Origin of the sequence: Pseudomonas sp. 14P_5.3_Bac1 (assembly GCF_025466135.1) — a bacterium.
Taxonomy (GTDB): Bacteria; Pseudomonadota; Gammaproteobacteria; order Pseudomonadales; family Pseudomonadaceae; genus Aquipseudomonas.
The window spans coordinates 1-23,421 of record NZ_JANLOF010000007.1 but is presented as its reverse complement, the minus strand read 5'-3'; the positions used below and the strand labels follow the sequence as shown (position 1 = coordinate 23,421).

19 protein-coding genes and 2 pseudogenes are annotated in these 23,421 nt (G+C 62.0%); 15 read left to right on the top strand and 6 right to left on the bottom strand.

Annotated elements, in window-relative coordinates; genetic code table 11:
• Together NTD89_RS01135 and NTD89_RS01130 are read right to left on the bottom strand one after the other, a co-directional pair.
• Window positions 1–2,238 (bottom strand): xanthine dehydrogenase family protein molybdopterin-binding subunit, encoded by a 2,238-nt coding sequence (locus tag NTD89_RS01135; RefSeq protein ID WP_262206162.1) that lies wholly within the window; start codon window positions 2,236–2,238, stop codon window positions 1–3.
• Window positions 2,238–2,705 (bottom strand): (2Fe-2S)-binding protein, encoded by a 468-nt coding sequence (locus NTD89_RS01130; protein WP_262206161.1) that lies wholly within the window; start codon window positions 2,703–2,705, stop codon window positions 2,238–2,240. Before NTD89_RS01130 ends, NTD89_RS01135 begins: the two co-directional genes overlap by 1 nt.
• 270 nt (window positions 2,706–2,975) lie before the next feature.
• Between NTD89_RS01130 and NTD89_RS01125 the strand changes: the two genes are divergently transcribed.
• On the top strand, window positions 2,976–3,716 hold the full coding sequence (locus tag NTD89_RS01125; RefSeq protein WP_262206160.1) for a hypothetical protein: 741 nt from the start codon (window positions 2,976–2,978) through the stop codon (window positions 3,714–3,716).
• A gap of 131 nt (window positions 3,717–3,847) precedes the next feature.
• Window positions 3,848–4,138: a hypothetical protein gene (locus NTD89_RS01120; RefSeq protein ID WP_145163598.1), complete on the top strand. Its 291-nt coding sequence runs from the start codon at window positions 3,848–3,850 to the stop codon at window positions 4,136–4,138.
• Between the two features lie 67 nt (window positions 4,139–4,205).
• On the opposite strand, the pseudogene NTD89_RS01115 reads toward NTD89_RS01120, so the two are convergent.
• A pseudogene (locus NTD89_RS01115) lies at window positions 4,206–4,670 on the bottom strand (helix-turn-helix domain-containing protein).
• Between the two features lie 291 nt (window positions 4,671–4,961).
• On the opposite strand from NTD89_RS01115, the gene NTD89_RS01110 reads away from it, so the two are divergent.
• The 3 genes from NTD89_RS01110 to NTD89_RS01100 all read left to right on the top strand — a co-directional run bounded on the left by NTD89_RS01110 (window position 4,962) and on the right by NTD89_RS01100 (window position 8,949).
• Window positions 4,962–7,079, top strand: a complete 2,118-nt coding sequence (locus tag NTD89_RS01110; protein WP_262206159.1) for a TonB-dependent receptor family protein — start codon at window positions 4,962–4,964, stop codon at window positions 7,077–7,079.
• Window positions 7,080–7,477: 398 nt separating this feature from the next.
• Entirely contained in the window at window positions 7,478–8,020 is a 543-nt protein-coding gene (locus tag NTD89_RS01105; protein ID WP_262206158.1) for a sigma-70 family RNA polymerase sigma factor, read from the top strand.
• Window positions 8,017–8,949 (top strand): FecR family protein, encoded by a 933-nt coding sequence (locus NTD89_RS01100; RefSeq protein ID WP_262206157.1) that lies wholly within the window; start codon window positions 8,017–8,019, stop codon window positions 8,947–8,949. The genes NTD89_RS01105 and NTD89_RS01100 overlap by 4 nt, the downstream gene beginning before the upstream one ends.
• 1 nt (window position 8,950) lies before the next feature.
• Here the strand turns inward: NTD89_RS01100 and NTD89_RS01095 are convergent, their stop codons facing one another.
• Window positions 8,951–10,783, bottom strand: a complete 1,833-nt coding sequence (locus NTD89_RS01095) for a sigma-54-dependent Fis family transcriptional regulator (RefSeq protein WP_145163605.1) — start codon at window positions 10,781–10,783, stop codon at window positions 8,951–8,953.
• 366 nt (window positions 10,784–11,149) lie between these two features.
• Here NTD89_RS01095 and NTD89_RS01090 point away from each other — a divergent pair, with 366 nt between their 5' ends.
• From NTD89_RS01090 to NTD89_RS01065, 6 genes are read left to right on the top strand one after another with little or no spacing between them, the layout of a single operon-like run.
• Window positions 11,150–12,244: an ABC transporter ATP-binding protein gene (locus NTD89_RS01090; protein ID WP_262206156.1), complete on the top strand. Its 1,095-nt coding sequence runs from the start codon at window positions 11,150–11,152 to the stop codon at window positions 12,242–12,244.
• Window positions 12,244–13,341, top strand: a complete 1,098-nt coding sequence (locus NTD89_RS01085) for an ABC transporter ATP-binding protein (RefSeq protein WP_262206155.1) — start codon at window positions 12,244–12,246, stop codon at window positions 13,339–13,341. Before NTD89_RS01090 ends, NTD89_RS01085 begins: the two co-directional genes overlap by 1 nt.
• Window positions 13,338–14,204 (top strand): carbohydrate ABC transporter permease, encoded by an 867-nt coding sequence (locus tag NTD89_RS01080; protein WP_017137728.1) that lies wholly within the window; start codon window positions 13,338–13,340, stop codon window positions 14,202–14,204. Before NTD89_RS01085 ends, NTD89_RS01080 begins: the two co-directional genes overlap by 4 nt.
• A gap of 10 nt (window positions 14,205–14,214) precedes the next feature.
• A complete protein-coding gene (locus NTD89_RS01075; protein WP_145163611.1) occupies window positions 14,215–15,015 on the top strand; it encodes a carbohydrate ABC transporter permease in 801 nt (266 codons plus the stop codon).
• A gap of 10 nt (window positions 15,016–15,025) precedes the next feature.
• Complete coding sequence (locus NTD89_RS01070) at window positions 15,026–15,298, top strand: DUF2160 domain-containing protein (protein ID WP_106580628.1); 273 nt, start codon at window positions 15,026–15,028, stop codon at window positions 15,296–15,298.
• 32 nt (window positions 15,299–15,330) lie between these two features.
• On the top strand, window positions 15,331–17,073 hold the full coding sequence (locus tag NTD89_RS01065; RefSeq protein ID WP_145163614.1) for an ABC transporter substrate-binding protein: 1,743 nt from the start codon (window positions 15,331–15,333) through the stop codon (window positions 17,071–17,073).
• A 189-nt stretch (window positions 17,074–17,262) separates the two neighbouring features.
• On the opposite strand, the pseudogene NTD89_RS01060 reads toward NTD89_RS01065, so the two are convergent.
• A pseudogene (locus NTD89_RS01060) lies at window positions 17,263–17,525 on the bottom strand (AraC family transcriptional regulator); the annotation flags it as partial.
• A gap of 216 nt (window positions 17,526–17,741) precedes the next feature.
• Between NTD89_RS01060 and NTD89_RS01055 the strand changes: the two are divergent.
• The 3 genes from NTD89_RS01055 (at window position 17,742) to NTD89_RS01045 (ending at window position 21,447) form a co-directional block, all read left to right on the top strand.
• Window positions 17,742–19,121, top strand: a complete 1,380-nt coding sequence (locus NTD89_RS01055) for an iron-containing redox enzyme family protein (protein WP_262206154.1) — start codon at window positions 17,742–17,744, stop codon at window positions 19,119–19,121.
• Window positions 19,122–19,133: 12 nt separating this feature from the next.
• Window positions 19,134–20,078, top strand: coding sequence for a class I SAM-dependent methyltransferase (locus NTD89_RS01050; RefSeq protein ID WP_262206153.1), 945 nt, complete (start codon window positions 19,134–19,136; stop codon window positions 20,076–20,078).
• 124 nt (window positions 20,079–20,202) lie between these two features.
• Window positions 20,203–21,447 carry a zinc-dependent alcohol dehydrogenase gene (locus tag NTD89_RS01045; protein ID WP_262206152.1) on the top strand — a complete coding sequence of 415 codons (1,245 nt, stop codon included), beginning with the start codon at window positions 20,203–20,205 and terminating at the stop codon, window positions 21,445–21,447.
• Between the two features lie 49 nt (window positions 21,448–21,496).
• On the opposite strand, the gene NTD89_RS01040 is transcribed toward NTD89_RS01045, so the two are convergent.
• Window positions 21,497–21,928: a hypothetical protein gene (locus NTD89_RS01040; protein ID WP_262206151.1), complete on the bottom strand. Its 432-nt coding sequence runs from the start codon at window positions 21,926–21,928 to the stop codon at window positions 21,497–21,499.
• Window positions 21,929–22,284: 356 nt separating this feature from the next.
• On the opposite strand from NTD89_RS01040, the gene NTD89_RS01035 reads away from it, so the two are divergent.
• The gene (locus NTD89_RS01035; RefSeq protein ID WP_262206150.1) at window positions 22,285–23,298 is read left to right on the top strand and encodes an ABC transporter substrate-binding protein; all 1,014 of its coding nucleotides are present in this window, start codon (window positions 22,285–22,287) and stop codon (window positions 23,296–23,298) included.
• Window positions 23,299–23,421 lie beyond the last annotated feature (123 nt).

The following is a 23,421-nucleotide window of genomic DNA, read 5'->3' as shown; positions in this document are numbered from 1 at the left end:
TCAGGCGAAAGTGTATCGGCTCAAAGGCAGGCTACGAATGCGCTGGCCGGTCAGGTGCGCGACTGCATTGGCCACGGCCGGCGCCACTGCAGGTAACGGCGGTTCGCCGATGCCGCCCATCTTTTCGCCACTCTCGACAATCTTGACGTGCACCTGCGCCATCCGCGACAGCGGCAGGATCGGGTACAGGTCGTAGTTGCGCGCCCGTGGTTTGCCGTCCACGTACACCGCTTCCTCCAGCAAGGTTTGCGACAAGCCCAGGGCCACCGCGCCATTCACTTGCGCTTCAACAATCGCCGGGTTGACGATGCTGCCCGGGTCGATGGCTTCCCAGATGTGGTGCACCTTGACCTGGCCGTTTTCGATCGACACCTCGGCGACCACCGCAGCGTGGGAGCCGAACGGTGAGGCCATGGCCACGCCGCGCGCGCGGCGGCTGCCGTCTTCTGCGGTGTAGGGGCCACGCTTCCAGCCGCCGGACAACTCGCCCACCGCCTGCAGCAGCGTAGTCAGCCGCGGGTTATCGCGCAGCAAATGCAGGCGCAGCTCGTAGGGGTCTTGGCCGCCTTTGTCGGCCAGCTCATCGAGAAACGCTTCATAGAAGAAGTCATTCAGCGAATTGCCCACCGAGCGCCAGTAGCCGAGCATGGTCGGGCCTTTGACGTAGATCTGCGCGATGCGCTTGTTGGGGATCGCATAGCTTTTGCCCGACAGCCCTTCGAGGGCCGTGGGGTCGATTTTGTCGCCCTGTTTACCGGCGATGGCTTCGCTGGGGCCTTCGGTGGCACTCACCGCTTCAATGGCTACCGGCAACCCTTGTGCGTCCAGCGCGGCGCGGAACTTGACCACCGCCACCGGGCGCAGCACATCGCGCAGGAACTCCTCTTCACGGCTCCAGATCAGCTTGACCGGGCGACCGACTGCCTTGGCCAGCGCGATGGCCTGCGGGTAAGGGTTGGCCGAGTCATACAAAAAGTGCCGGCCGAAAAACCCGCCCAGCAGCGGTGAATGCAGGGTGATCTTCGCCGGGTCGAGGCCGGTACGTTTGGCGATATCGGCGCGGAACATATCCGGCGCCTGGTTCGGCAGCCACACCTCCAGCGTGCCGTCGGGGTTGAAGCGTGCCAATGCCGACGGCGGCTCCAGCTGGGCGTGGTTGACGTACTGGTTATGGTAGGTGGCTTCGACTTTGGTTTTGGCGTTGGCCAGCGCGCCGGCCACATCGCCTTCGTTCTCGTCGTCACGCGCCGGGCCTTGCTGGGCGGCGAGGAAGTCACGGTACTTGTCGCTGGAAAAATCCGCCGGCATCGCGCGTACGGTCGAATCTGCAGCGGCTTCCAGCCATTCGACCTGGATCGCCTCCACCGCGCGCTTGGCGTGCCACCAGCGCTCGGCCACCACGGCCACGGCGCCGGGCAGTTGATGCACCGAGTGGACGCCCTTCATGGCTTCGACCTGCGCCTGATTGCGCAGGCTGCCCACGGTCATGCCCAGGCGCGGCGCGTGCTGGACGGCGGCGTGGAGCATGCCGTCAACTTTCAAGTCGATGCTGTATTGCGCCTTGCCGGTGGATTTGTCGTAGGCATCCAGGCGTTTGACCGGCTTGCCAATCCAGCGGAATTGGCTCGGGTCGCGCAGGGTGATGGTGGCCGGGTCGGGCACTGGCATGTCCAGGGCGCGCCCGGCCAGCTCACCGTAGCCCAGCGAGCGGCCGGAGGCGGCATGCACCACGCGGCCGGGTGTTGTGGTCAGTTGCGCGACCGGCACGCCAAGCTGCTCGGCGCCGGCCTGCAGCAGCATCGCGCGGGCCAGGGCGCCGAGGCGGCGCATGGTCGGGTAACTCATGCGCACCGACATGCTGCCGCCGGTGATGCGCATGCCGTTTTCCATCACCACATACGCATCGCCGGGCGGCGCGGCCTCGACGATGAAGGTGGCGGGATCGGCGTCCAGCTCTTCACCGACAATCTGTGCCATGGCGGTGTGAGTGCCCTGGCCGCCTTCCATGAAGGGGCTGAGCAACCGCACGGTGCCATCAGGGCGAATCTCTAAAAACGCCGGCACTTGGGTGCCGCGTTCTGCTGCGTTGGGCGTGGCAGCGTAGGCCCTGGGTGTGCCCAGCGGCAGGCCGAAGCCAATGACCAGCGCGCCCACGGCGGTGCTGGCCAGGAAGCGGCGCCGGGACAGGTTGATCGGTTCGCCCAATGGCGTGTCGAGGACGGCGTTGCGCGTGTTCATCAGGCGCTCTCCTGCCGGGCGGGCTGAACGGCCAGGTCATGCACCGCTGTGCGAATGGCGTTGTAGGTGCCGCAGCGGCACAGGTTGATCATCGCCGCCTCGATCTGCGCATCGCTGGGCGCCGGGGTGTGCTTGAGCAGCGCAGTGGCGGCCATCACTTGCCCGGACTGGCAGTAACCGCACTGCGCCACCTGATGCTCGACCCAGGCCGCGACCACGCGCTTGCCCACGTCATCGGCTTCGATCGCCTCGATGGTGGTGACCTCGTGGCCAACCACACCCGCCACTGGCGTGACGCACGAGCGCACCACGTTGCCGTCCACCAGCACCGAGCAGGCGCCGCACTGGGCCAGGCCGCAGCCGTATTTGGTGCCGGTCAGCCCCAGGTCATCACGGATCACCCAGAGCAGCGGCGTATCGGCGTCGGCATCGACCTCGTAGGATTTCTGGTTGATACGTAATTGCATGGTTCACCTGCTGATCATCGGTTGGTGTGGCTTTTTTTATAAGTTGCCCATCGTTGCACTCTAGACCACGGCGCAACAGCTATCGATCCAGTCATCGACAACTCGGAGGATCAGGCAAGAATTCGACAGGATTGCACCACTGCGCATGCTTTTAGCCTGTAGGCCTTTGCTGATCCAGGCCGGTGCGCCGCACTTTTTTTCATTCTTCTGATCTATCCCTGTCACGACCGCGCTCATTCTGCGCGTGGACAGCAGCCAGACCCGGTGCCGATGGATCGAACGTCAATTGCTTTTATCACCCGCTGGCCGCTGCTGATCGCAGCGGTGTTTATGCTCTGTGCCACTGGCTGCAGCCAGCAACAGGGCCGCGATATCGCCAGGCAGTTGCGCGATGGCAAGCCCGATGAGTTTTTTCAGACCAGCGTCGACCGCATGGCTACCCTGAGCATGCGCGACAACCTGCAAAGCCTGTACGTGCTGATGAACAAGCTCTACCTGCGCAACCCCAACCAGTGGCGCCAATCGGGTTATACCGATGCCGTAAGTGCCGCGCGGGAAATTCGCCGGGCCATTGAGAACCGGCAACCGCTGCCTGCCCTGGGGGACCGTCGGGACCTGGTGGCTTTGAGCTATTCGCTGAGCCCGGAGTTTCGCGGCGACCGGGTCGGGGCGTTTATCTATGCCATCGGCAGCATGCTGGTGACTGCACACGGTGGGCGCACGCAGTTTTATGTCACCGACTCGATCAACCCGCAATTTGTCAGCAATGCCGCGCGCAATATCGAGAAAGCCACCTGGCTGCTCAGCCAGCGTCAGGACGCCAATGGCGTGTTGCTGCTGTTCTCCAATGAAATCTCGGAGGAGGGCAGCAACCTCAGTTTCGCCGTTGAGTTCGGCAAAGTGGTTGCGCGCCTCGACCTGCTTGCCCAAATGCTTGACGAGCGTTACCGGCGCGTTGCACTCAATTACGCGCAGAGCTTGCTGCTGATGAATTTTTTGCCCGTGCAGTGATGCGGGGACCGATCATGCGGTGCGGCATTTCCCTTTCATATGTGGGAAACGGCCTATCTTGCCCCCCTTTGCTTGAAACATACCCACGGTCGGCAATAGCCTCGGACTTTTCTTAACGATGAGTGCCTACCTTGGGAAAGCGCAAAACGGTTTGGCCTACTGATCGCGAAGTCCGCCTGCGATTTATCCTGTTTGCCGTGATCGACGTGGCAAGTGCTCAAGGCGTCCCCGCTGACGTGCTATTGCCCGCCCACAAACTGCTGCGCGACGCGCCGACAGAGGCGCAGTTGCGTGACGCGCTCGCGAATGTTCTGGCGTGTGACGAAATGCTTGGGTTCAGATTTGCGCAGGGCACGGAGGCGGATGATTTGCTGCGCTCGCTGGCGTCGACGGCCGATGAGACCCCAGCAGGGTTTATTTGAAGCGGGTTAGATCGTTTATTTCCTTACGATTGGTCTCAAGAGCCTAATCGCATATCTACAGCGACGTTTATCTGCCTATACAAGAGGCCAAAAACGCCACCGCCTCGCTGTCCGCCGAGTTGCGGTAGCGTTGGGGCTGGTCGGCGTAGAACAGGATCGAATCGCCGGTGGAGGGCCGTGTCGTAGGGGAACTACGCGCGGCTGACAAACGCACCATCGGCACCACCAGGCGTTTGCTCTGCTGCGCCGGCAACACCTCCACGCCTTCAAAGGCGCGGTCTTCTAGAAAGGCCGCCACTGACACCTTCAACCCCTTGGCAATTTTGCACAGCACCTTGATCGACGGCACGCTGCGGCCCGATTCGATCTGCGCCAGCATTGCCCGGACGCCGCAGGCGCGTGCCAGGCCGTCCAGCGACAGGTGGCGTTTGCTGCGCAGGCGCTGCGCGACACACAGGCTGGTGTCGTCGTCATCGGTGCCAGGTTTTGGAAGCGGTTCGGTTGACTCGGCAAGTGCCTGCAGAAAATTCATCGGTCTTACGCCTGGCGCGTATCAATGGAGGGCGCCGCCTGGGCGGTCAACACGGCAAGCCCGGCGCGTGCCGTGTACATCGCCCACATCAGCTCGGCCGTATTTCCTTAAATACTGAGTTTGCATGTGTTAATTCGATTTTGGACTTAACCAACACAGGCCGTCCGAAGCTGTTGTGGGAAGGGTCTGGTCCGTTAATAAGGCGTGACTCGGTAAGCCTGCGTGGCTTCCCACCCCTGTTCGCGTGCTCGGCCCAGGCCTGTCTCGCCCCCAAATTCCAAGGATCTGCCCATGCTGTTGCGCCAACCTCCGCTCCTTTTTGCCGCCTTGACCCTCAGTTCACTGGTGCAGGCCGAAGACCTGCAACTGGCACCGGTCGAGGTCACCAGCAGCGAGGTCAGCGCAGGCGAAGTGGCCCAGGCGCAACTCAACAGCGTGCCCGGTGGCACCAACTACATCGACATGAGCAGCGTGCAGCAGGGCCGGGTCAGCACCAATGAAGACGTGTTCAAGTACCAGGCCGGGGTGTACGCCAAGGCGGCCAACAATGAAGGCGTGAAGCTTTCGATACGCGGTTCGGGCTTGAACCGCAGCCCTGGTTCGCACGCCTCCGGCCTGTATGAAATGTTCGACGGTTTGCCGCTGACCGGCCCAGGCGGCACGCCCTACGAACTCAAGGACCCACTGTGGCAAAGCCGCGTCGAAGTGCTGCGCGGCGCCAATGGCTTTGACCAGGGCGCGCTGGCTTTGGGTGGGTCGGTAAATTACGTCACCCGCACGGGTTACGACGCACCCAAACTTCAGGTGCGTTATGAAGCAGGCAGTCGCGGTTATGCCCAGCGCGAGATCAGCTCCGGCCAGGTGCTGGGCGATGCCGACTATTACATCAGCCTCACCGACTCCGAATCCGACGGCTACCAGCACCAGAGCGCCGGTACCGGCAAGGGCATCGCCGCCAACTTCGGCTACCGTTTCAACCCGGACCTGGAAACGCGCTTCTATTTTCGCTACCGCGAAACCACCAATGACACCCCCGGCAAGCTGACGCGTGACCAGATCAGCCACGATCCGACGGCCGCCAACAGCCTCAACGCCGCCCGCGATTCCAAGCGTTTGCAGCCCGGTTCGACCTGGATCGCGAACAAGACCACCTTGCAGTTGGATGATAATTCCCGCGTTGAAGTCGGGCTGGCCTATCACGACTATCCGATGGACTTGCGCGAGGGCACCAATCGCTTGAAAGTCGCCTACACCGACGTCAGTGGCACGCTCAATTACATCCGCCAGGACCTGCTGTTCGGCCACGACAGCAAGACCACGGTAGGGCTGCGCAGCACCCAGGCGATGCCGAATAACGGTGCCTCGGAATACGTGCGCACGCCTGCCGGCAACACGGCTATTTACGCGCCCGGTACCAAGACCCGCGACTACAGCTATCTCGGCGCTGACACCGTGCTGCATGTCGGCAACGACTTGGAGCTGGTACCGGACCTATGGCTGACCACCGGCCTGGCCGCGATCTACACCCGCCGCGAAACCCAAGTCACTTATCCCGAAGGTCAGGCGCCGTTGAGCCAGCACGACTGGGACTATGCCCCGCGTATCGGCCTGCGCTATGACTTCAACGCGCAATTGCAGGTGTATGGCAACCTGAGTCGCTCGGTCGAGCCACCGCATGCGTGGTCGATGATCTGGGGTTCCAATAAATACTTTCCCACCGGCAGCGGCCCGGCCACCGGCTTGCAGCGTGAAGGCGTGCGCCTGCGCAATCAGACCGCTACCACTGTGGAAGTCGGCGGCCGTGGCGAACAGTGGTTTGGCCAGTGGGACCTGGCGCTGTACCGCTCAGAAGTGCGTCACGAACTGCTTACCGTCGAAACGCAGGCGCAAACCGCCACCACCAACGCGATCGTCGCCGAAGCCAACGCCAGCCCCACCGTGCACCAGGGTGTGGAACTGAGCCTGCTCAGCCCGCTGTGGGACGGCGGCGGCAATGGCCAACTGGCCTTGCGCCAGGCCTACACGTTCAGCGACTTCCACTACCGCGACGACGACCGCTTCGGCGACAACACCCTGCCGGGCATCCCCAAGCATTACTACCAGGCGCAACTGCGCTACAGCCACCCGACGGGGTTCTACACCAGCCTCAACACCGAGCATTCCTCGCGCGTGGCGGTGGACTACGCCAATTCCTACTACGCGGCGGCCTACACCACCCTCGGCGCCACCTTCGGCTACGACGCGCCCAAACAGGACTGGCAAGCCTGGGTCGATGTGCGCAACCTCACCAACCGGCGCTACGCCAATACGGTCACGCCGGGCTATGACGACAAGGGCCTGGATGTGGCACGGTCCACACCGGCAGACGGGCGAGGCATTTATACCGGCGTGTCGTGGAGTTGGCGTTAAGCAACCGTGTGGTGAGCAGACGTCTGTGACTGGCGTGCTTACTGTGGCAAGCGGACTTACTGTGGAGCGCGGGCTCACTGTGGTGGGCAGGCTTACTGTGGCGAGCGGGCTTGCCCCGCGTTGGGCTGCGCAGCAGCCCCAAAACCAGCGACCGCGTTCTATCTGCCAAAACGCGGTGGGCCTACTGGGGCCGCTGCGCGCCCCAACGCGGGGCAAGCCCGCTCGCCACAGGAAGCCACTCGCCACAAGAAGCCTGCCCACCACGGGAAGCCCATTCGCCACAACTACCAGCCTGTAAAGCCCGAAAAGCAGCAGACCTGAGCCCCCTTGCCCTCATACCGTTTTGCTGGCATTGTTCGCGCAATTGGTAATATTTCCCATTTGAGAAGTTTTTGCGCATGCATGACATTCCGGCCGCGCCGGGCGATGGCGCCCGTCAGCAGACCCTCACGGCAATGTACCGCGAGCACCACGGCTGGTTGCACGGCTGGCTGCGCAAAAAACTCGGCTGTTCGCAGCACGCCGCCGACCTGGCCCACGACGCGTTCATCCGCGTCCTGATGCTGGCCGAACCCCACAACATCAAGGAACCACGGGCCTTTCTCGCCACCACCGCCGGGCGTTTGTTGATTGATGGCGCCCGCCGCCGCCGCATCGAAAAGGCCTACATGCAAGCCCTGGTGATTCAGTGCGAAGACGCCGGCATGCCTGATCCTGCGGCAATCCACGTGGCGTTGCAGGCCCTGGAGCGCATCGCCGAGATGCTCGCCGGCTTGCCCGCCAAGACCCGCGAAGCCTTTCTGTTAAGCCGCCTCGACGGGCTGACGTACAGCGAAATCGCGTGCTGCCTGGACGTGTCGCCCAGTACCGTCAAAAACTACATTTCCACGGCGCTGGTGCATTGCTACCACAGCCTGCACGCGGCGGACCCGCTGTCGTGAGCACTGAACACATCATCCAGCAAGCGGCGAACTGGCTGACACGCCTGCACGACGAAGACGTCAGCGACGCCGACCGCCAGGCCTTCAACGCCTGGTGCCAGGCCGACCCGCGCCATGCCGTCGCCATCGAACGCATGCGTGCGCTGTGGGGCAATTTCGACGCCGTGCCCGCGCGCCCGGCGCGCATCGCCCTTAACCGTGCCTTCGCCCCACGACGCTCGCGGGGCGCACAGGTGCTGGGTTTACTCGGCGTATTGCTCTGCGGCTGGGTCGGTCTGGAGCGCGCGCCAGTGTGGATGGCCGATCAGCGCACCGGTGTCGGTGAACGCCGTCAGGTCGCGCTCGAGGACGGCAGCCGCTTGCAGCTCAACAGCAACTCGGCCGTGGACGTGAAATTCGACGGCCACCAACGCGTGATCCAGTTGCTGCAGGGCGAGCTATGGGTCGAGGTGGCCAAGGATGCGCAACGGCCGTTCGTGGTGCGCACCGATCAAGGCACGGCCACCGCCTTGGGCACCCGCTACCTGGTCAAGCGCGCCGCAGACGGCACCACCGTGGTCACGGTGATCGAGTCCAGCGTGGCAGTCAAAGGCGAGGGCGCAGAGGGCGTCAAGGTCGCAGCCGGCCAGCGTGCGGTGCTTGACCATGGCCGCGCCCAGTCGCCGCAGGCGATTGGCAACACCGACCCGGACGCCTGGACGCGTGGCCTGCTCAAGGTCAATGACCAGCCCTTGAGCGATGTGCTGCAAACCCTCGCCAGCTACCGCCATGGCCTGGTGCGGTTTGACCCACAGGCCCTGCAAAACCTGCGGGTATCCGGTGTGTTCAAGCTCGACGACACCGCGGCGGCGCTCGCGGCACTGGCCGATAACCTGCCGATCCAAGTGGAGTACTTCACGGACTTGCTGGTGGTGGTCAAGCCGCGTTAAGTCAAGGTTCATGCTGGCGCAGGCGCTTGTACAACGTGTTGCGGCTGACGCCCAACTCCCGCGCCAGGTGGGAAATATTGCCGCCAGCGGCCTTCAAGCGTTGCGTGAGGTCGATGCCATCTTCCACACCCTGGCTGGCAGGCAACGGCGCTGGCACGTTCAAATCCACAAAAAAATCATCCGGCAGGTGCTCGGGGCGCACCGGCTGCTCCTCGGCCATGGCCAGCGCTACCTGCAACACGCTGCTGACCTGGCGCAAATTGCCCGGCCACGGGTGCTGCTCGAACAACGCCAGCACCTCGGCACTCAGCCCGGCCCATTGAGTTGGTTCGCGGTGCTGCTGCCACAACTGCTGGAACAGCGCCTGCTTGTCGGTGCGCTCGCGCAACGGCGGCAGCTCCAGCGTCAGGCCGCCGATGCGGTAGTACAAATCCTCGCGAAAGCGCCCGGCCTGCACCCATTCGCGCAACGCGCGGTTGGTGGCGGAGATGATCCGCAAGTCCACCGGGAACAGCTCGCTGCTGCCCACCGGCTGCACGCAGCGCTCCTGCAACACCCGCAGCAGTCGGGCCTGGGTGGGCAGCGGCATATCGCCGATCTCATCCAGAAACAACGTGCCTTTGTCCGCCTTGCGAATCAGGCCGATGCTGCCTTTCTGATTGGCGCCGGTGAAGGCGCCTTTTTCATAGCCAAACAGCTCTGACTCGACCAACTCCGCCGGAATCGCCGCACAGTTCACCGCGATAAACGCCTGCGCGCTGCGCGAGCTGGCCTGGTGCAGGGCTTTGACGAACACCTCTTTGCCGACGCCGGTCTCGCCGTGGATCAGCAGCGGAATGTCTTTTTCCAGCAGACGCTCGGCCTGGCGCACGGCTTTTTCCACGCGCGCGTCGCCAAAGTGCAGGGTGTTGAGGCTGATCGAGGTCGGCTTCAGCTCGGCAGGCTTGCCCGGCTTGGGCTCACTGAAGACCCGCGCCTGTATCGGCATCTTCTTCGGCCGTTTCAATAAACACTGAAACCGATTGCGTCCCGCCGCCTGCAGCGAGAACGGCAAGCCTTCCGGCTGGTTCAGCAACTCCAGCAACGAGACCTTGAACAAGCTGTCGATCAGCACCCGCGACAAACTGATGCCCAGCAAGTTGTCCGCACGGCGGTTGGCCGACAGCACTTGCCCGCTCTCATCAAAAATCAGTAGGCCGGCCCACTGGCTGTCGAGGTTGTTCAGGCCGGTGTTGAAGGTCAGCTGGAAATGCTCGCCGCGAAACAGGTTGAGGATCAGCCGGTTTTCTACGGTCTGGCTCATCATCTTGACCATGCCCAGGGTGTGGGAGGGCGGTAGATAGCTGTCGCTGGACACATCCAGCACCGCGATGATTTCGCGCTGGGCATCAAAGATCGGCGCCGCCGAGCCGGTCATGAAGCGGTTGGCCTTGAGGAAATGTTCGTCGTGCTCGATATGCACCGCCTGGGCACAGGCCAACGCGGTGCCGATCGCATTGGTGCCGCTGCTGCGCTCCCTCCAGCTGGCGCCGGCGCTGAAACCGCGCGCCAGTTTCGGCTCGATAAAGCGCTGGGTGCCCCACGAGGTCAGGACCTGGCCCTGGTTATCGGCCAGCATGATCAGGCAGTTGGAATTGCTCAGGATGTTTTCGTAGTAGGGCAGCACTTCCTGGTGGGTGGTCTGCACCAGTGAATGCTGGCTTTCCAGCAATTGGCTGATGCCCTCGGCGGGCAGTTGGTCGAAGCTGGGCGTGCTCTGGTGGTCCAGGCCAAACGCGCGGCAGCGGCGCCAGGAATCCTGGATGAGGGTGTCGTGAGCCAGGGGTTCGGCCATGGAGGCGACCTTCTTTTTTATTGTTATTGGGCTTGCACAATCTGGCTGAAGAAACAGGGGCGAAATGTGGGAGCGGGCTTGCCCGCGAATGCGGTGGGTCAGTCAATACAGATGCCGACTGTTCTACCGCATTCGCGAGCAAGCCCGCTCCCACCTTTAATCTGTGTCGCCCATCAATTGTTGTTCACAACTGTTCATTGTCAACCCGCCAGTTGTTCAGTTGTTCAGCTCCAATTGTTCACTTCTGTTGATGCCTGAACAGCCAATCTGGCCCATTTCCTTAGGGATCAAGCACCTGCCGCATCTGGCACGAAACTCGCTCTGAGTCGTTGCCAGATTCACTCCAATAATAAAAAAGGGCGTGTCATGTCATTGACCCTGGAACATGTCTCCCGCGTCGTCGAAGGCCAGACCTGGATCGACGACGCCAACCTGCGTTTCGAAGCCGGTTCCTTCAACGTCTTGCTGGGTCGCACGCTGTCCGGCAAGACCAGCCTGATGCGCCTGATGGCCGGCCTGGACAAGCCCGACAGTGGCCGCATCCTGATGAATGGCGTGGACGTCACGCACAAGCCGGTGCGCCTGCGTAACGTGTCGATGGTCTACCAGCAGTTCATCAACTACCCGACCATGACCGTGTTCGAGAACATCGCCTCGCCGCTGCGCCAGGCCGGTGTGTCCAACGAGCTGATCCAAAGCAAGGTGCTCGAAACCGCGAAAATGCTGCGCATCGAGAAATTCCTGCAGCGCCATCCGTTGGAGCTGTCCGGTGGCCAGCAGCAACGCACGGCCATGGCCCGCGCGCTGGTTAAAGACGCCGAGCTGATCCTGTTTGATGAACCGCTGGTGAACCTGGACTACAAACTGCGCGAAGAATTGCGTCAGGAAATGCGCGAGCTGTTCAAGGCCCGCCACACCATTGCCCTCTACGCCACCACCGAGCCTAATGAAGCCCTCGCCCTTGGCGGCACCACCACGATTCTGCATGAGGGCCGGGTGATCCAGAGCGGCAAGGCTGCCGAGGTGTACCATCAGCCGCAGACCGTGCTGGCCGCCGAATTGTTTTCCGAGCCGCCGATCAACCTGATGCCGGGGCGGATCAGCGGCAATGAAGTCAGCTTCGCCAATTTTGTGCACTTCCCGCTCAACGTCGACCTGCGCCCCATCGGCGAGGGCGAGTTCCGCTTTGGCGTGCGCCCCAGCCATATCAGCCTGGTGCCGAGCAACGACGATGACCTGGAACTGGCCGTGACCGTGGAAGTGGCCGAAATCAGCGGCTCGGAAACCTTCCTGCACGTGCGCAGTGAGCATTTCCTGCTGGTGCTGCACCTGCCGGGCGTGCACGAGTACGACGTTGATGCGCCGATCCGCGTGTATATCCCCACCCATAAACTGTTTGTGTTCGATGGCCAGGGCCGCTTGGTCCAGGCCCCCGGGCGCCGCGTAGCGAGGGTTGCCTGATGGCCGAGATCCATTTGCAGAACCTCGCGCACAGCTACAGCCCTACACCCGCCGGCCCTGAAGACTACGCGATTCGGGAAATGAACCACGTGTGGGAGCAGGGCGGTGCCTACGCCTTGCTCGGGCCGTCCGGGTGCGGCAAGTCGACCTTGCTGAATATCATCTCCGGCCTGCTCAACCCTTCGGAGGGCCAGGTGCTGTTCGACCACAGGGTGGTCAACGAACTCACTCCGGAACGCCGCAATATTGCCCAGGTGTTCCAGTTCCCGGTGGTGTACGACACCATGACGGTGTTCGACAACCTGGCCTTTCCGCTGCGCAACCAAGGCATGCCCGAGGCGAAAATTCACAGCAAGGTGCAGGAAATTGCCGAAGTCCTCGACCTGCAAACCCTGTTGAGCAAAAAGGCGCGCAACCTCACCGCCGATGAAAAGCAGAAAGTCTCCATGGGCCGTGGCCTGGTGCGTGATGACGTGTCGGCAATCCTGTTCGACGAACCGCTGACGGTGATCGACCCGCACCTGAAGTGGAAACTGCGGCGCAAGCTCAAGCAGATCCACGAGCAGTTCAATATCACCATGGTCTACGTGACCCACGACCAGCTTGAAGCCTCGACCTTTGCCGACAAGATCGCGGTGATGTACGGCGGGCAGATCGTGCAGTTCGGCACGCCGCGCGAGTTGTTTGAGCGGCCCAGCCATACGTTTGTCGGCTATTTCATTGGCAGCCCCGGCATGAACCTGATTGAAGTGCAGGCCGAGGCGGGCGGGGTGCGGTTTGCCGGCACGCTGCTGCCGTTGCCCGAGGCGATGCAGCAGCGCATCCGCGACACCGACTACAAAAAACTGCAGGTGGGCATCCGTCCGGAATTTATCCACGTGTGGGACGAGTACAACCCTGACGCGCTGCAGGCCGATGTCACCCATGTCGAAGACCTTGGCACTTACAAGATCATGACCCTCAACCTCGACGGCGCGCCGTTGAAAATACGCCTGGCCGAAGACAAACCGGTGCCCCGGGGCAGCGCCTCGATCAGCTTCCCGGCCCAGTGGCTGATGGTCTACGCCGATGACTACCTGCTGGAGGTGCAGCCATGAACAAGGTGCAGAACAACAAGGCCTGGTGGCTGGTGTTGCCGGTGTTTCTGTTGGTGGCGTTCAGTGCGGTGATCCCGATGATGACCGTGGTCAACTACTCGGTGCAGGACATCTTCGACCAGTCCAGCCGATACTTTGTCGGCGCCGACTGGTACAAGCAGGTGCTGCTCGACCCGCGCTTGCATGACTCTTTGCTGCGCCAGTTCATCTACTCGGCCTGCGTGCTGCTGATCGAAATCCCGCTGGGTATCGCCATCGCCCTGACCATGCCGACCAAGGGCCGCTGGTCGTCGCTGGTGCTGATCATTCTGGCGATTCCGCTGCTGATTCCGTGGAACGTGGTAGGCACCATCTGGCAGATCTTCGGCCGTGCCGACATCGGTTTGCTCGGTTCAACCCTCAACGCCATGGGCATCAACTACAACTACGCGGCCAACACCATGGACGCCTGGGTCACGGTGCTGGTGATGGACGTGTGGCACTGGACTTCACTGGTGGCGTTGCTGTGTTACTCGGGGCTGCGCGCGATCCCGGACGTGTACTACCAGGCCGCGCGAATAGACCGTGCATCGGCCTGGGCGGTGTTCCGGCATATCCAGTTGCCGAAGATGAAAAGCGTGCTGCTGATCGCGGTGATGCTGCGGTTCATGGACAGCTTCATGATCTACACCGAGCCCTTTGTCCTCACGGGCGGCGGCCCGGGAAATGCCACCACCTTTCTCAGTCAGACCCTGACCCAGATGGCTGTCGGCCAATTCGACCTGGGCCCGGCGGCGGCGTTCTCGCTGGTGTACTTCCTGATCATCCTATTGGTGTCCTGGCTGTTCTACACCGCCATGACCCACTCCGACGCCAACCGCTGAGGCCGCCAACATGAGCAAACGCAAGGTCATACCGCTGCTGATCTACGTCCTTTTCCTGCTGGTGCCGATCTACTGGCTGCTGAACATGTCCTTCAAGAGCAACACCGAAATCCTCGGCGGGCTGACCCTGTTTCCGCAGGCTTTCACCCTGGCCAACTACAAGGTGATCTTCACCGACCCGAGCTGGTACACCGGCTATATCAACTCACTGTATTACGTGAGCCTGAACACGGTGATTTCCCTGAGTGTGGCGCTGCCGGCAGCCTACGCCTTCTCACGCTACCGCTTCCTGGGCGACAAGCACCTGTTCTTCTGGCTGCTGACCAACCGCATGGCGCCGCCGGCGGTGTTTCTGCTGCCGTTTTTCCAGCTGTATTCGTCCATCGGCCTGTTCGACACACACATCGCCGTGGCCCTGGCACATTGCCTGTTCAACGTGCCGTTGGCGGTGTGGATTCTGGAAGGCTTCATGTCCGGCGTGCCCAAGGAAATCGACGAAACCGCCTACATCGACGGCTATAGCTTTCCCAAGTTTTTTGTGAAGATTTTTATCCCGCTGATCGGCTCAGGCATCGGGGTAACCGCGTTTTTCTGCTTCATGTTTTCCTGGGTCGAGCTGTTGCTGGCGCGCACGTTGACCTCGGTCAACGCCAAGCCCATCGCGGCGGTGATGACCCGCACGGTCTCGGCCTCGGGTATCGATTGGGGCGTGCTGGCGGCGGCGGGGGTGTTGACCATCCTGCCCGGCATGCTGGTGATCTGGTTTGTTCGCAACCACGTGGCCAAGGGCTTTGCCCTGGGCCGGGTCTGAGGAGTCGATGATGGAATGGATGGCCTGGACCACTCCCACCGCGTTGTTCTTTGCGGCCATCGGCGTGCTGCTGGTGGGCATGACCACCTGGGAACTGCGCTCGCCGAGCATCCCTCGGCGCGGTTTTTTACCGATCAGCACCACCCGTGGTGATCGCCTGTTTATCGGTCTTCTCGGCAGCGCCTACCTGCATTTACTGGTTATCGGCGTTACCGACTGGAGCATCTGGGTGGCGTCCGCGCTGTCCCTGGTATGGCTGTTGAGTGTGATGCGTTGGGGCTAGTGCCCTTGTGAATAAACCACCAGGAGGTCTCTATGTTGAATAAAAACAATAAGCTGCGACATAGCATTTCATTGGCCGGCGTACTGGCCCTCAGCGGTTTGAGCGCCACGGCCTGGGCCGATGCGTACGAAGACGCGGCGAAAAAATGGATCGGCAGCGAGTTCAAACCGTCCACCCTCACCCAAGACCAGCAGCTCGAAGAGTTGAAGTGGTTTATCAAGGCGGCAGAACCGTTTCGTGGGATGAAGATCAACGTGGTGTCGGAAACCCTCACCACCCACGAGTACGAATCCAAGGTGCTGGCCAAGGCCTTCAGCGAAATCACCGGCATCAAGCTGACCCACGACCTGCTGCAGGAAGGCGACGTGGTGGAAAAGCTGCAAACCCAGATGCAGTCCGACAAGAACATCTATGACGGCTGGGTCAACGATTCGGACTTGATCGGCACGCACTTTCGCTATGGCAAGACCGAGTCGATCACCGACCTGATGGCCAACGAAGGCAAGGACTTCACCTCGCCGACCCTGGACATCAAGGACTTTATAGGCCTTTCGTTCACCACCGCGCCGGACGGCAAAGTCTACCAACTGCCCGACCAGCAATTCGCCAACCTCTACTGGTTCCGCGCCGACTGGTTCGAGCGGCCGGAGCTGAAAGCCAAGTTCAAGGAAAAATACGGCTACGACCTCGGCGTCCCGGTGAACTGGTCGGCCTATGAAGACATCGCCAAATTCTTCAGCGAAGACGTCAAGGAAATCGACGGCAAACGTATTTATGGGCACATGGACTACGGCAAAAAAGACCCGTCACTGGGCTGGCGCTTCACCGATGCCTGGTTCTCCATGGCCGGCGGCGGCGACAAGGGCCTGCCCAACGGCTTGCCGGTGGACGAGTGGGGCATTCGCGTGGAGGACTGCCACCCGGTGGGCTCCAGCGTGACCCGCGGCGGCGACACCAACGGCCCGGCCGCGGTGTACGCAACGCAGAAATACGTGGACTGGATGAAAGCCTACGCGCCACCGGAAGCGGCGGGCATGACCTTCTCCGAATCCGGCCCGGTGCCGTCCCAGGGCAACATCGCCCAGCAGATCTTCTGGTACACCGCGTTTACCGCCGACATGACCAAGCCGGGCCTGCCGGTGGTGAATGCCGACGGCACGCCGAAATGGCGCATGGCGCCATCGCCGGTCGGGCCTTATTGGGAAAAGGGCATGAAGAAGGGCTATCAGGACGTGGGCTCCTGGACGTTCCTCAAGTCGACGCCCGAGAAGCAGAAACTCGCGGCCTGGCTCTACGCGCAGTTCGTGACCTCGAAAACCGTCTCGCTGAAGAAAACCATCGTTGGCCTGACGCCGATTCGTGAGTCCGACATCAACTCCCAGGCCATGACCGACCTGGCGCCCAAACTCGGTGGCCTGGTGGAGTTCTACCGCAGCCCGGCACGGGTCGAGTGGACCCCGACCGGCACCAACGTGCCGGACTACCCACGCCTGGCGCAACTGTGGTGGAGCAACATCGCCGCCGCCGCCAGCGGCGAGAAAACCCCGCAGCAGGCGCTGGACAACCTGGCCAAGGAGCAGGACGCGATCATGACGCGCCTGGAACGCTCCAACGTGCAGCCAATATGCGGCCCGAAAATGAACCCCGAGCGTGATGCCCAATACTGGTTCGACCAACCCGGCGCGCCGAAGCCGAAACTGGCCAATGAGAAACCCAAAGGCGAAACCGTGAGCTACAACGACCTGCTCAAGTCGTGGGAGGCAGCGCGTAAGTAACACAGCATCCGTGGCGAGCGGGCTTACCGTGGCGAGCGGGCTTGCCCCGCGTTGGGCTGCGAAGCAGCCCCAAAACCTGACGACCGAATGCTGTCTGGGTGAACTCGGCGTCTTTTATGGGGCTGCTTCGCAGCCCAACGCGGGGCAAGCCCGCTCGCCACAACAAACCCACTCGCCCCAATGGGCCGCTCAGCCCACAGGTTTTGTGTCTACTGCCCCCCCTTTGTTCGCTGCCAAAATCCGCGCCGTGTCCCGCGCGGGCGGCAGCCCGAACACCCGCGCATAGTCGCGGCTGAACTGGGTCGCGCTTTCGTATCCGGTTCGGCAAAATCCTGGCGAATCCATTGGATGGCCTGGCTGATGCGCGACATGGCAGTGTCCGGCGCGGCGATGTCGCGCAACATCCAGCCATGGGCGCCTTGCAATACGAGGAAGAGAATCTCCCGTTCGTACGCAGCCAACGTAGTCGTAAAGCCTGGAGTTGGTCTACAGCCCCCTGGCATCTGTCGAGTGGTGCCGAATAACCGCTGATCCGCAGCCATGCAATGCCGATTGAATTTTCCCCACAGCCAGATGCTCTGCACTTTAGAAGCGCGCGTTTTGAGCGCTCTTGCGGGGCTTTCTGGTGAGAAAGCCGAGTTGTATCGGACTTTGTGGAAACTGCCATCATGACGCTTCTTACAGCGCTGTCGGGCCAACCGGCCACCCTGACTGACTCGGCCGACGGCCGCCATCAACGCGTGTACCAGCAGCTGTACAACGAGACGGAGGGTTGCGAGGCGCTGGCACGGGAATTCTTGCTGGCGCAATTGGCCCAGGTGCAGGACGTGCCCTGCGAATTGCCCGACACGCCCGAACAACTGCCCGCGTGGGTCGAACAGCGCTGCGCCGCCGTGGCCCGCGACTACGCCGACTACCTGGAGCAACGCCAGCAGGGTCAGCCACGGCGCTACTTCCAGAACAAGGCCCACGCCTTGTACGTGTTGCAATGCCTGGCGCCGACCAAACAGGTCGATGGCGCCTGGCTGTACGGTTTACTGCGCTATTGGCAGGACCAGCGCTTCGATGGGCTGCTGACCACCTACCTCGAAGAACTGGGCGACGGCGAAGCGGCGCAAAACCATGTGGTGATCTATCGCAAGCTGCTCAGCGAGCACGATGCCGACAGCGAAGCCGGCCTCAATGATGACGACTACCTGCAAGGCGCCTTGCAACTGGCGCTGGGCCTGTGTACCGAGGAGTTTCTGCCAGAGGTGATCGGTTACAACCTGGGCTATGAGCAATTACCCCTGCACCTGCTGATCACCTCGTACGAGCTGAGCGAGCTGGGCATCGATCCCTATTACTTCACCCTCCACGTCACCATCGACAACGCCAGCAGCGGCCATGCCTGCAAGGCCGCGCAAGCGGTGTTGAACCTGCTGCCGCTGGGCGAGGGCAGGGAGCAGTTCTACCGCCGCGTGGCCCGCGGTTATCAGCTCAATGACCTCGGGCCGGGCACCACGGCCGTGATCGAGCGCTTCGACGTTCAGGAGCAAGTGGTGGCCATGCTTGAGCGTAAGCGCACGTACGGCCAGCACATGCATTCCGATTACTGCCGCTTCGAGGGCAAAACCGTCAATCAATGGCTGGCACAGCCTGGGCAGATCGCTGAGTTCCTTCAGGCGCTGCAAGACAAAGGCTGGATCAAGCGCAACCAGGACCCTGCCGACAGCCGCTTCTGGCAACTGATCGAGGGCGCCGGTGCAGCGATGTTCGGCGTGTTCAGCGGCGCTGAAAAGCAGCTGCTGCACGACTGGATTGCCGGTGACTGGGTCAGCGGCGAGCGCGTGCCGCCTGCACGGCCGGGGCGCGGCAGCCGTTTCTCCCGGGAGCAGCATCGCCCGGCCGATCCGGACACCCAGGCGTTGGTTGAGTCGCTGTGCAAGCTGCCCGATGAACAGCAGCTCGATGCGCTGATTCCGTGGATGTCGGCGCGGCGCCATTGCGCCCCGGCCGGGCTTTACGCGACGCGGCGCTTTATCCAACTGCGCGCGCGTCTGCGCTGAGGAGTGTCGTTCATGTCAGCACAGCAGCTCGTTGATCGCACCTTGTTGAACCTGGGCCGCGGATTGAAGGAGAACGGCTACCGGTTTATCACGCCGACGCCCCTGACCCATCAACGGGTGTGTCAGCGCCTGGCAACGCCGCTGGCGATGACGATGCGCGATGTGTTCGGCTGGTCGCTGCCATTTGATAACGCGTTGTTGCCTGAGGCCTTTCGCGAAGAATTGCAGCAAGCGCAGGTGATCGAAAAACACGACGCCCTGTGGCGCAGCACCGTGCGCTGGTCGAGCCTGGACGAGTTGCTGTTCGCCCACTCGCCGTACCCGACCACCCAGGCCGACGCGGTGTTTTTCGGCCCAGACAGCTACCGGTTTGCCCACGTGATCCAAGCCTATCTGCAACAGCGTTTCGACCCTGTGCGGCGGGCGGTGGACATCGGTTGCGGCGCGGGTGTCGGTGCATTGGTCATCGCCCGCGCCCGGCCTGACGCTGACGTGCTGGCGGTGGACATCAACCCCCGCGCTTTGCGCATGACCGCGGTGAATGCCGAGCTGGCGGGCCTGGCGAATGTCAGCGCGTACCACAGCGACATACTGGCCAGCGTCGACGGCGAATTCGACCTGATCGTTGCCAACCCGCCCTATATGAATGACCAGCATCAGCGCGCCTACCGCCATGGTGGCGGTGCTCTGGGGGCGCAGTTGTCGGTGCGTATCGTCAGCGAATCCCGCGAGCGCCTGGCTCTGGGCGGCAGTCTGGTGCTCTACACGGGCGTGGCGATGGTGGCCGGCGCCGATGCCTTTCTGGAGGTGATCAAACCGCTGGTGGCCAGTGCTGACTACGGCTGGACCTACCGCGAAATCGACCCTGACGTCTTTGGCGAAGAGCTGGAAAAACCCGGCTATGAGGGCGTCGAGCGGATCGCCGTGGTGGCGCTCACCGTCACCCGACTGCGCTGAGCTTGGCGCGCATCAGCGGCGACCACTGATCGGCTGTGGCCCTACCTCGACGGAACGCTCGCAGGTGTCGCGCCCCTTAATCAATAACCCTTTCAACACCTTCTCAACAACAGGAGTGCAGAGCATGCGAGCGATGACTTTCCAGGGCGCGCACAAAGTGCAGGTCGATACGGTGCCCGATCCGATCATTGAGCAACCCGACGACATTATTTTGCGCGTCACCGCCACCGCCATTTGCGGCTCGGACTTGCACCTGTACCGCGGCAAGATCCCGACCGTCGAGCACGGCGACATCTTCGGCCATGAGTTCATGGGCATCGTCGAGGAAACCGGGCCGGCAGTGACGGCCGTGCAGCGCGGCGACCGCGTGGTGATTCCGTTCGTGATTGCCTGTGGCGACTGCTTCTTCTGCCAACTGCAACAATTTGCCGCCTGCGAAACCACCAACGACGGGCGTGGCGCGATCCTGAATAAAAAGGCGATCCCGCCGGGGGCCGCGTTGTTCGGCTACAGCCGTCTGTATGGCGGCATTCCCGGCGGCCAGGCCGAGCTGGTGCGGGTGCCGAAAGCCAATACCGGGCCATTCAAGGTGCCTGGGTTGCTGTCGGATGAAAAGGTCCTGTTCCTCTCGGACATCCTGCCCACGGCCTGGCAGGCGGTGACCAACGCCGGCATCGGCAAGGGCTCCAGCGTTGCGATCTACGGCGCCGGCCCGGTAGGCCTGCTCAGCGCGGCGTGCGCGCAGATGCTTGGCGCCGAGCAGATCTTCATGGTCGATGACCATCCCTATCGCTTGGCCTACGCGCAAAAAATGTACGGGGTGATCCCGATCAACTTCGAAGAAGATGACGACCCCGCCGACACCATCATTCGCCAGACCGCCGGCATGCGCGGGGTCGATGGCGTGGTGGACGCCGTGGGGTTCGAAGCCAAGGGCAGCACCACCGAGACCATCCTCACCACGCTCAAGATCGAAGGCAGCAGCGGCAAGGCCCTGCGCCAGTGCATCGCTGCCGTGCGCCGTGGCGGGGTGGTCAGCGTGGCCGGGGTGTATGCCGGGTTTATTCACGGGTTCATGTTTGGCGACGCGTTCGACAAGGGGCTGACGTTCAAAATGGGCCAGACCCATGTGCAGCGCTTCCTGCCGGAGTTGCTTGAGCACATCGAGCTGGGGCATCTGAACCCCGAGGCGATCGTCACGCATCGGTTGTCGCTGGAGCAGGCTGCGCGCGGCTATGAGTTGTTTGACAAGGCCGAGGAGGAGTGCCGCAAGGTGATCCTGCTGCCGGGCATGGATGAGCGGCCGATTGTCGAACCGCTGGAAGAAGTGACGCCTGATTTACGCCTGCAGGGCGTTCCAGGCTTCTAAACCAAACACAGCGCAAACCGGGAGGGGGCAAGCCCCTCCCGCATTCACGTCAGGCTGCCGCCTGCGGTTGGATCTGCAGCACGCCGTCCACGTTCTTGACCAGGCCACTGGCCACAAACAACGGCGCCACGCGCTTGTGCAACTGCGGCTCGACGAACTCCTTGACTGTGTCCAGCGACAGCTCACCACTGAGCGGCAGCTCGGCCTTGGTGTACGACAGCCAGGCTTTTTTCAGCATCGTCAGCACATCACTGCCCGCGGTCGAGGCAAAGCGGCGGTGGCTGGGTTTGCCGTCGAAGTTGAAGCTGTGCTGGAACGCGTAGCCGGTTTCGTCACCGTTGCTGGCGGCGCAGCGTACGCAGGTGCATGGGCCGTCGCCGAACGCGCTGCGCAGGTAGGCGTTGAAGTCCACCACGGGCTTGAGTGACAGGCGCTTATCCACCTCGAACAGGTCCCCGGTCATTTTATCGTCAGTGTTCAACGTCCATTTCCTCGCAGGTCGGCAGGTGCATTTCAAAGCGCGGCACAATACCAGCCGAGCGGCGCCCATGGGGATTTTTTGCGCGAAAGGTACTCGCTTCAGGGTCGACGTCCATTCGCCAATAGCCTTGTTAGCGTTTCCCCAATCAACCCCCGTCGATGGCGACGCAGCGCAAACGCGTAAAACCCTGGAAAACCTCGACCACGTGCTGGCAGGTTTTGGTGTCGGACGCTCGAACATCGCCGCCGTTCAGAGCTGCTGATTTATTGCATAAGAATAGAGCTATATATTCTTTTCGTGTCTTAAAAAACGCCGCTAGGCTTCATCACCTTCCCGAAAACGCGGCAGATTCCCCCATGACTTTCAAGCGTTCCTCCCTGACCTTATTGGTTGCGTCGCTGGCCGCTGCTGGCAGCTTGCTCAGCCCCGGTGCCCAGGCCGAAGGCAAAATCAGCATCGCCCAGCAGTTCGGCATCGGCTACCTGATCCTCGACGTGGTGCGCGACCAGCACTTGATCGAGAAACACGGCAAGGAGCAGGGGCTGGATATCAAGGTGGAATGGAACAGCATCTCCGGCGCCACGGCGATGAATGAATCGCTGCTGGCGGGCGCGCTGGACGTGGTCTCGGCCGGTGTGCCGCCGATGCTCACCCTGTGGGACCGCACCAAGGGCAAGCAGAACGTCAAGGCCATCGCCTCCCTCGGCTCGATGCCCAATTACCTGCTGACCAACAACCCTAACGTGAAGACCCTCAAGGACTTCACCGAGAAAGACCGCATCGCCGTGCCCGCTGCCGGTGTGGGGTTTCAGTCGCGCACTTTGCAGATCGAAACCGCCAAGCAGTTTGGCGATGCGAACTACAAGAAGTTTGACGATATCTCCATCAGCCTGGCTCACCCTGATGCCACGGCGGCGTTGATTGCCGGTGGTTCGGAGATTAACTCGCACTTCTCCAGCCCGCCGTTCCAGTACCAGGAGTTGCTCAACCCTAACGTGCACAAGGTGCTCAGTTCCTACGACATCCTTGGCGGGCAGGCTACGTTCAACGTGCTTTACACCACTGAGAAATTCCACGACGAGAACCCCAAGACCTATAAGGCGTTTTACGACGCGCTGGCTGAGGCCGAGACGATCATCAAGGCCGATAAGCCGGCCGCGGCGAAGGCGTATATCCGTGTGGAGCAATCCAAGCTGCCGTTGGACCTGGTGGAGAAAATTGTCCAGGACCCGGAGATCGATTTCACCATCGTGCCGCAGCGGACCTATATCTATGCCGAGAAATTGCAGGAGCTGGGGGTGTTGAAGAACAAGGCGGCGAGTTGGAAGGATTACTTCTTTGAAGAGGCTCATGGTGGGGATGGGAGTTGAGTGGTTGCTGATGGCGGGCGTTTTTTAGGGGGCATATCCGTTGCTGCGGTAACGGCGGCTGGCGGTTCCGCTCTTACAGCGGGTCACTTTTGGCAAACGCCCCAAAAGTAACCAAAAGGTCTT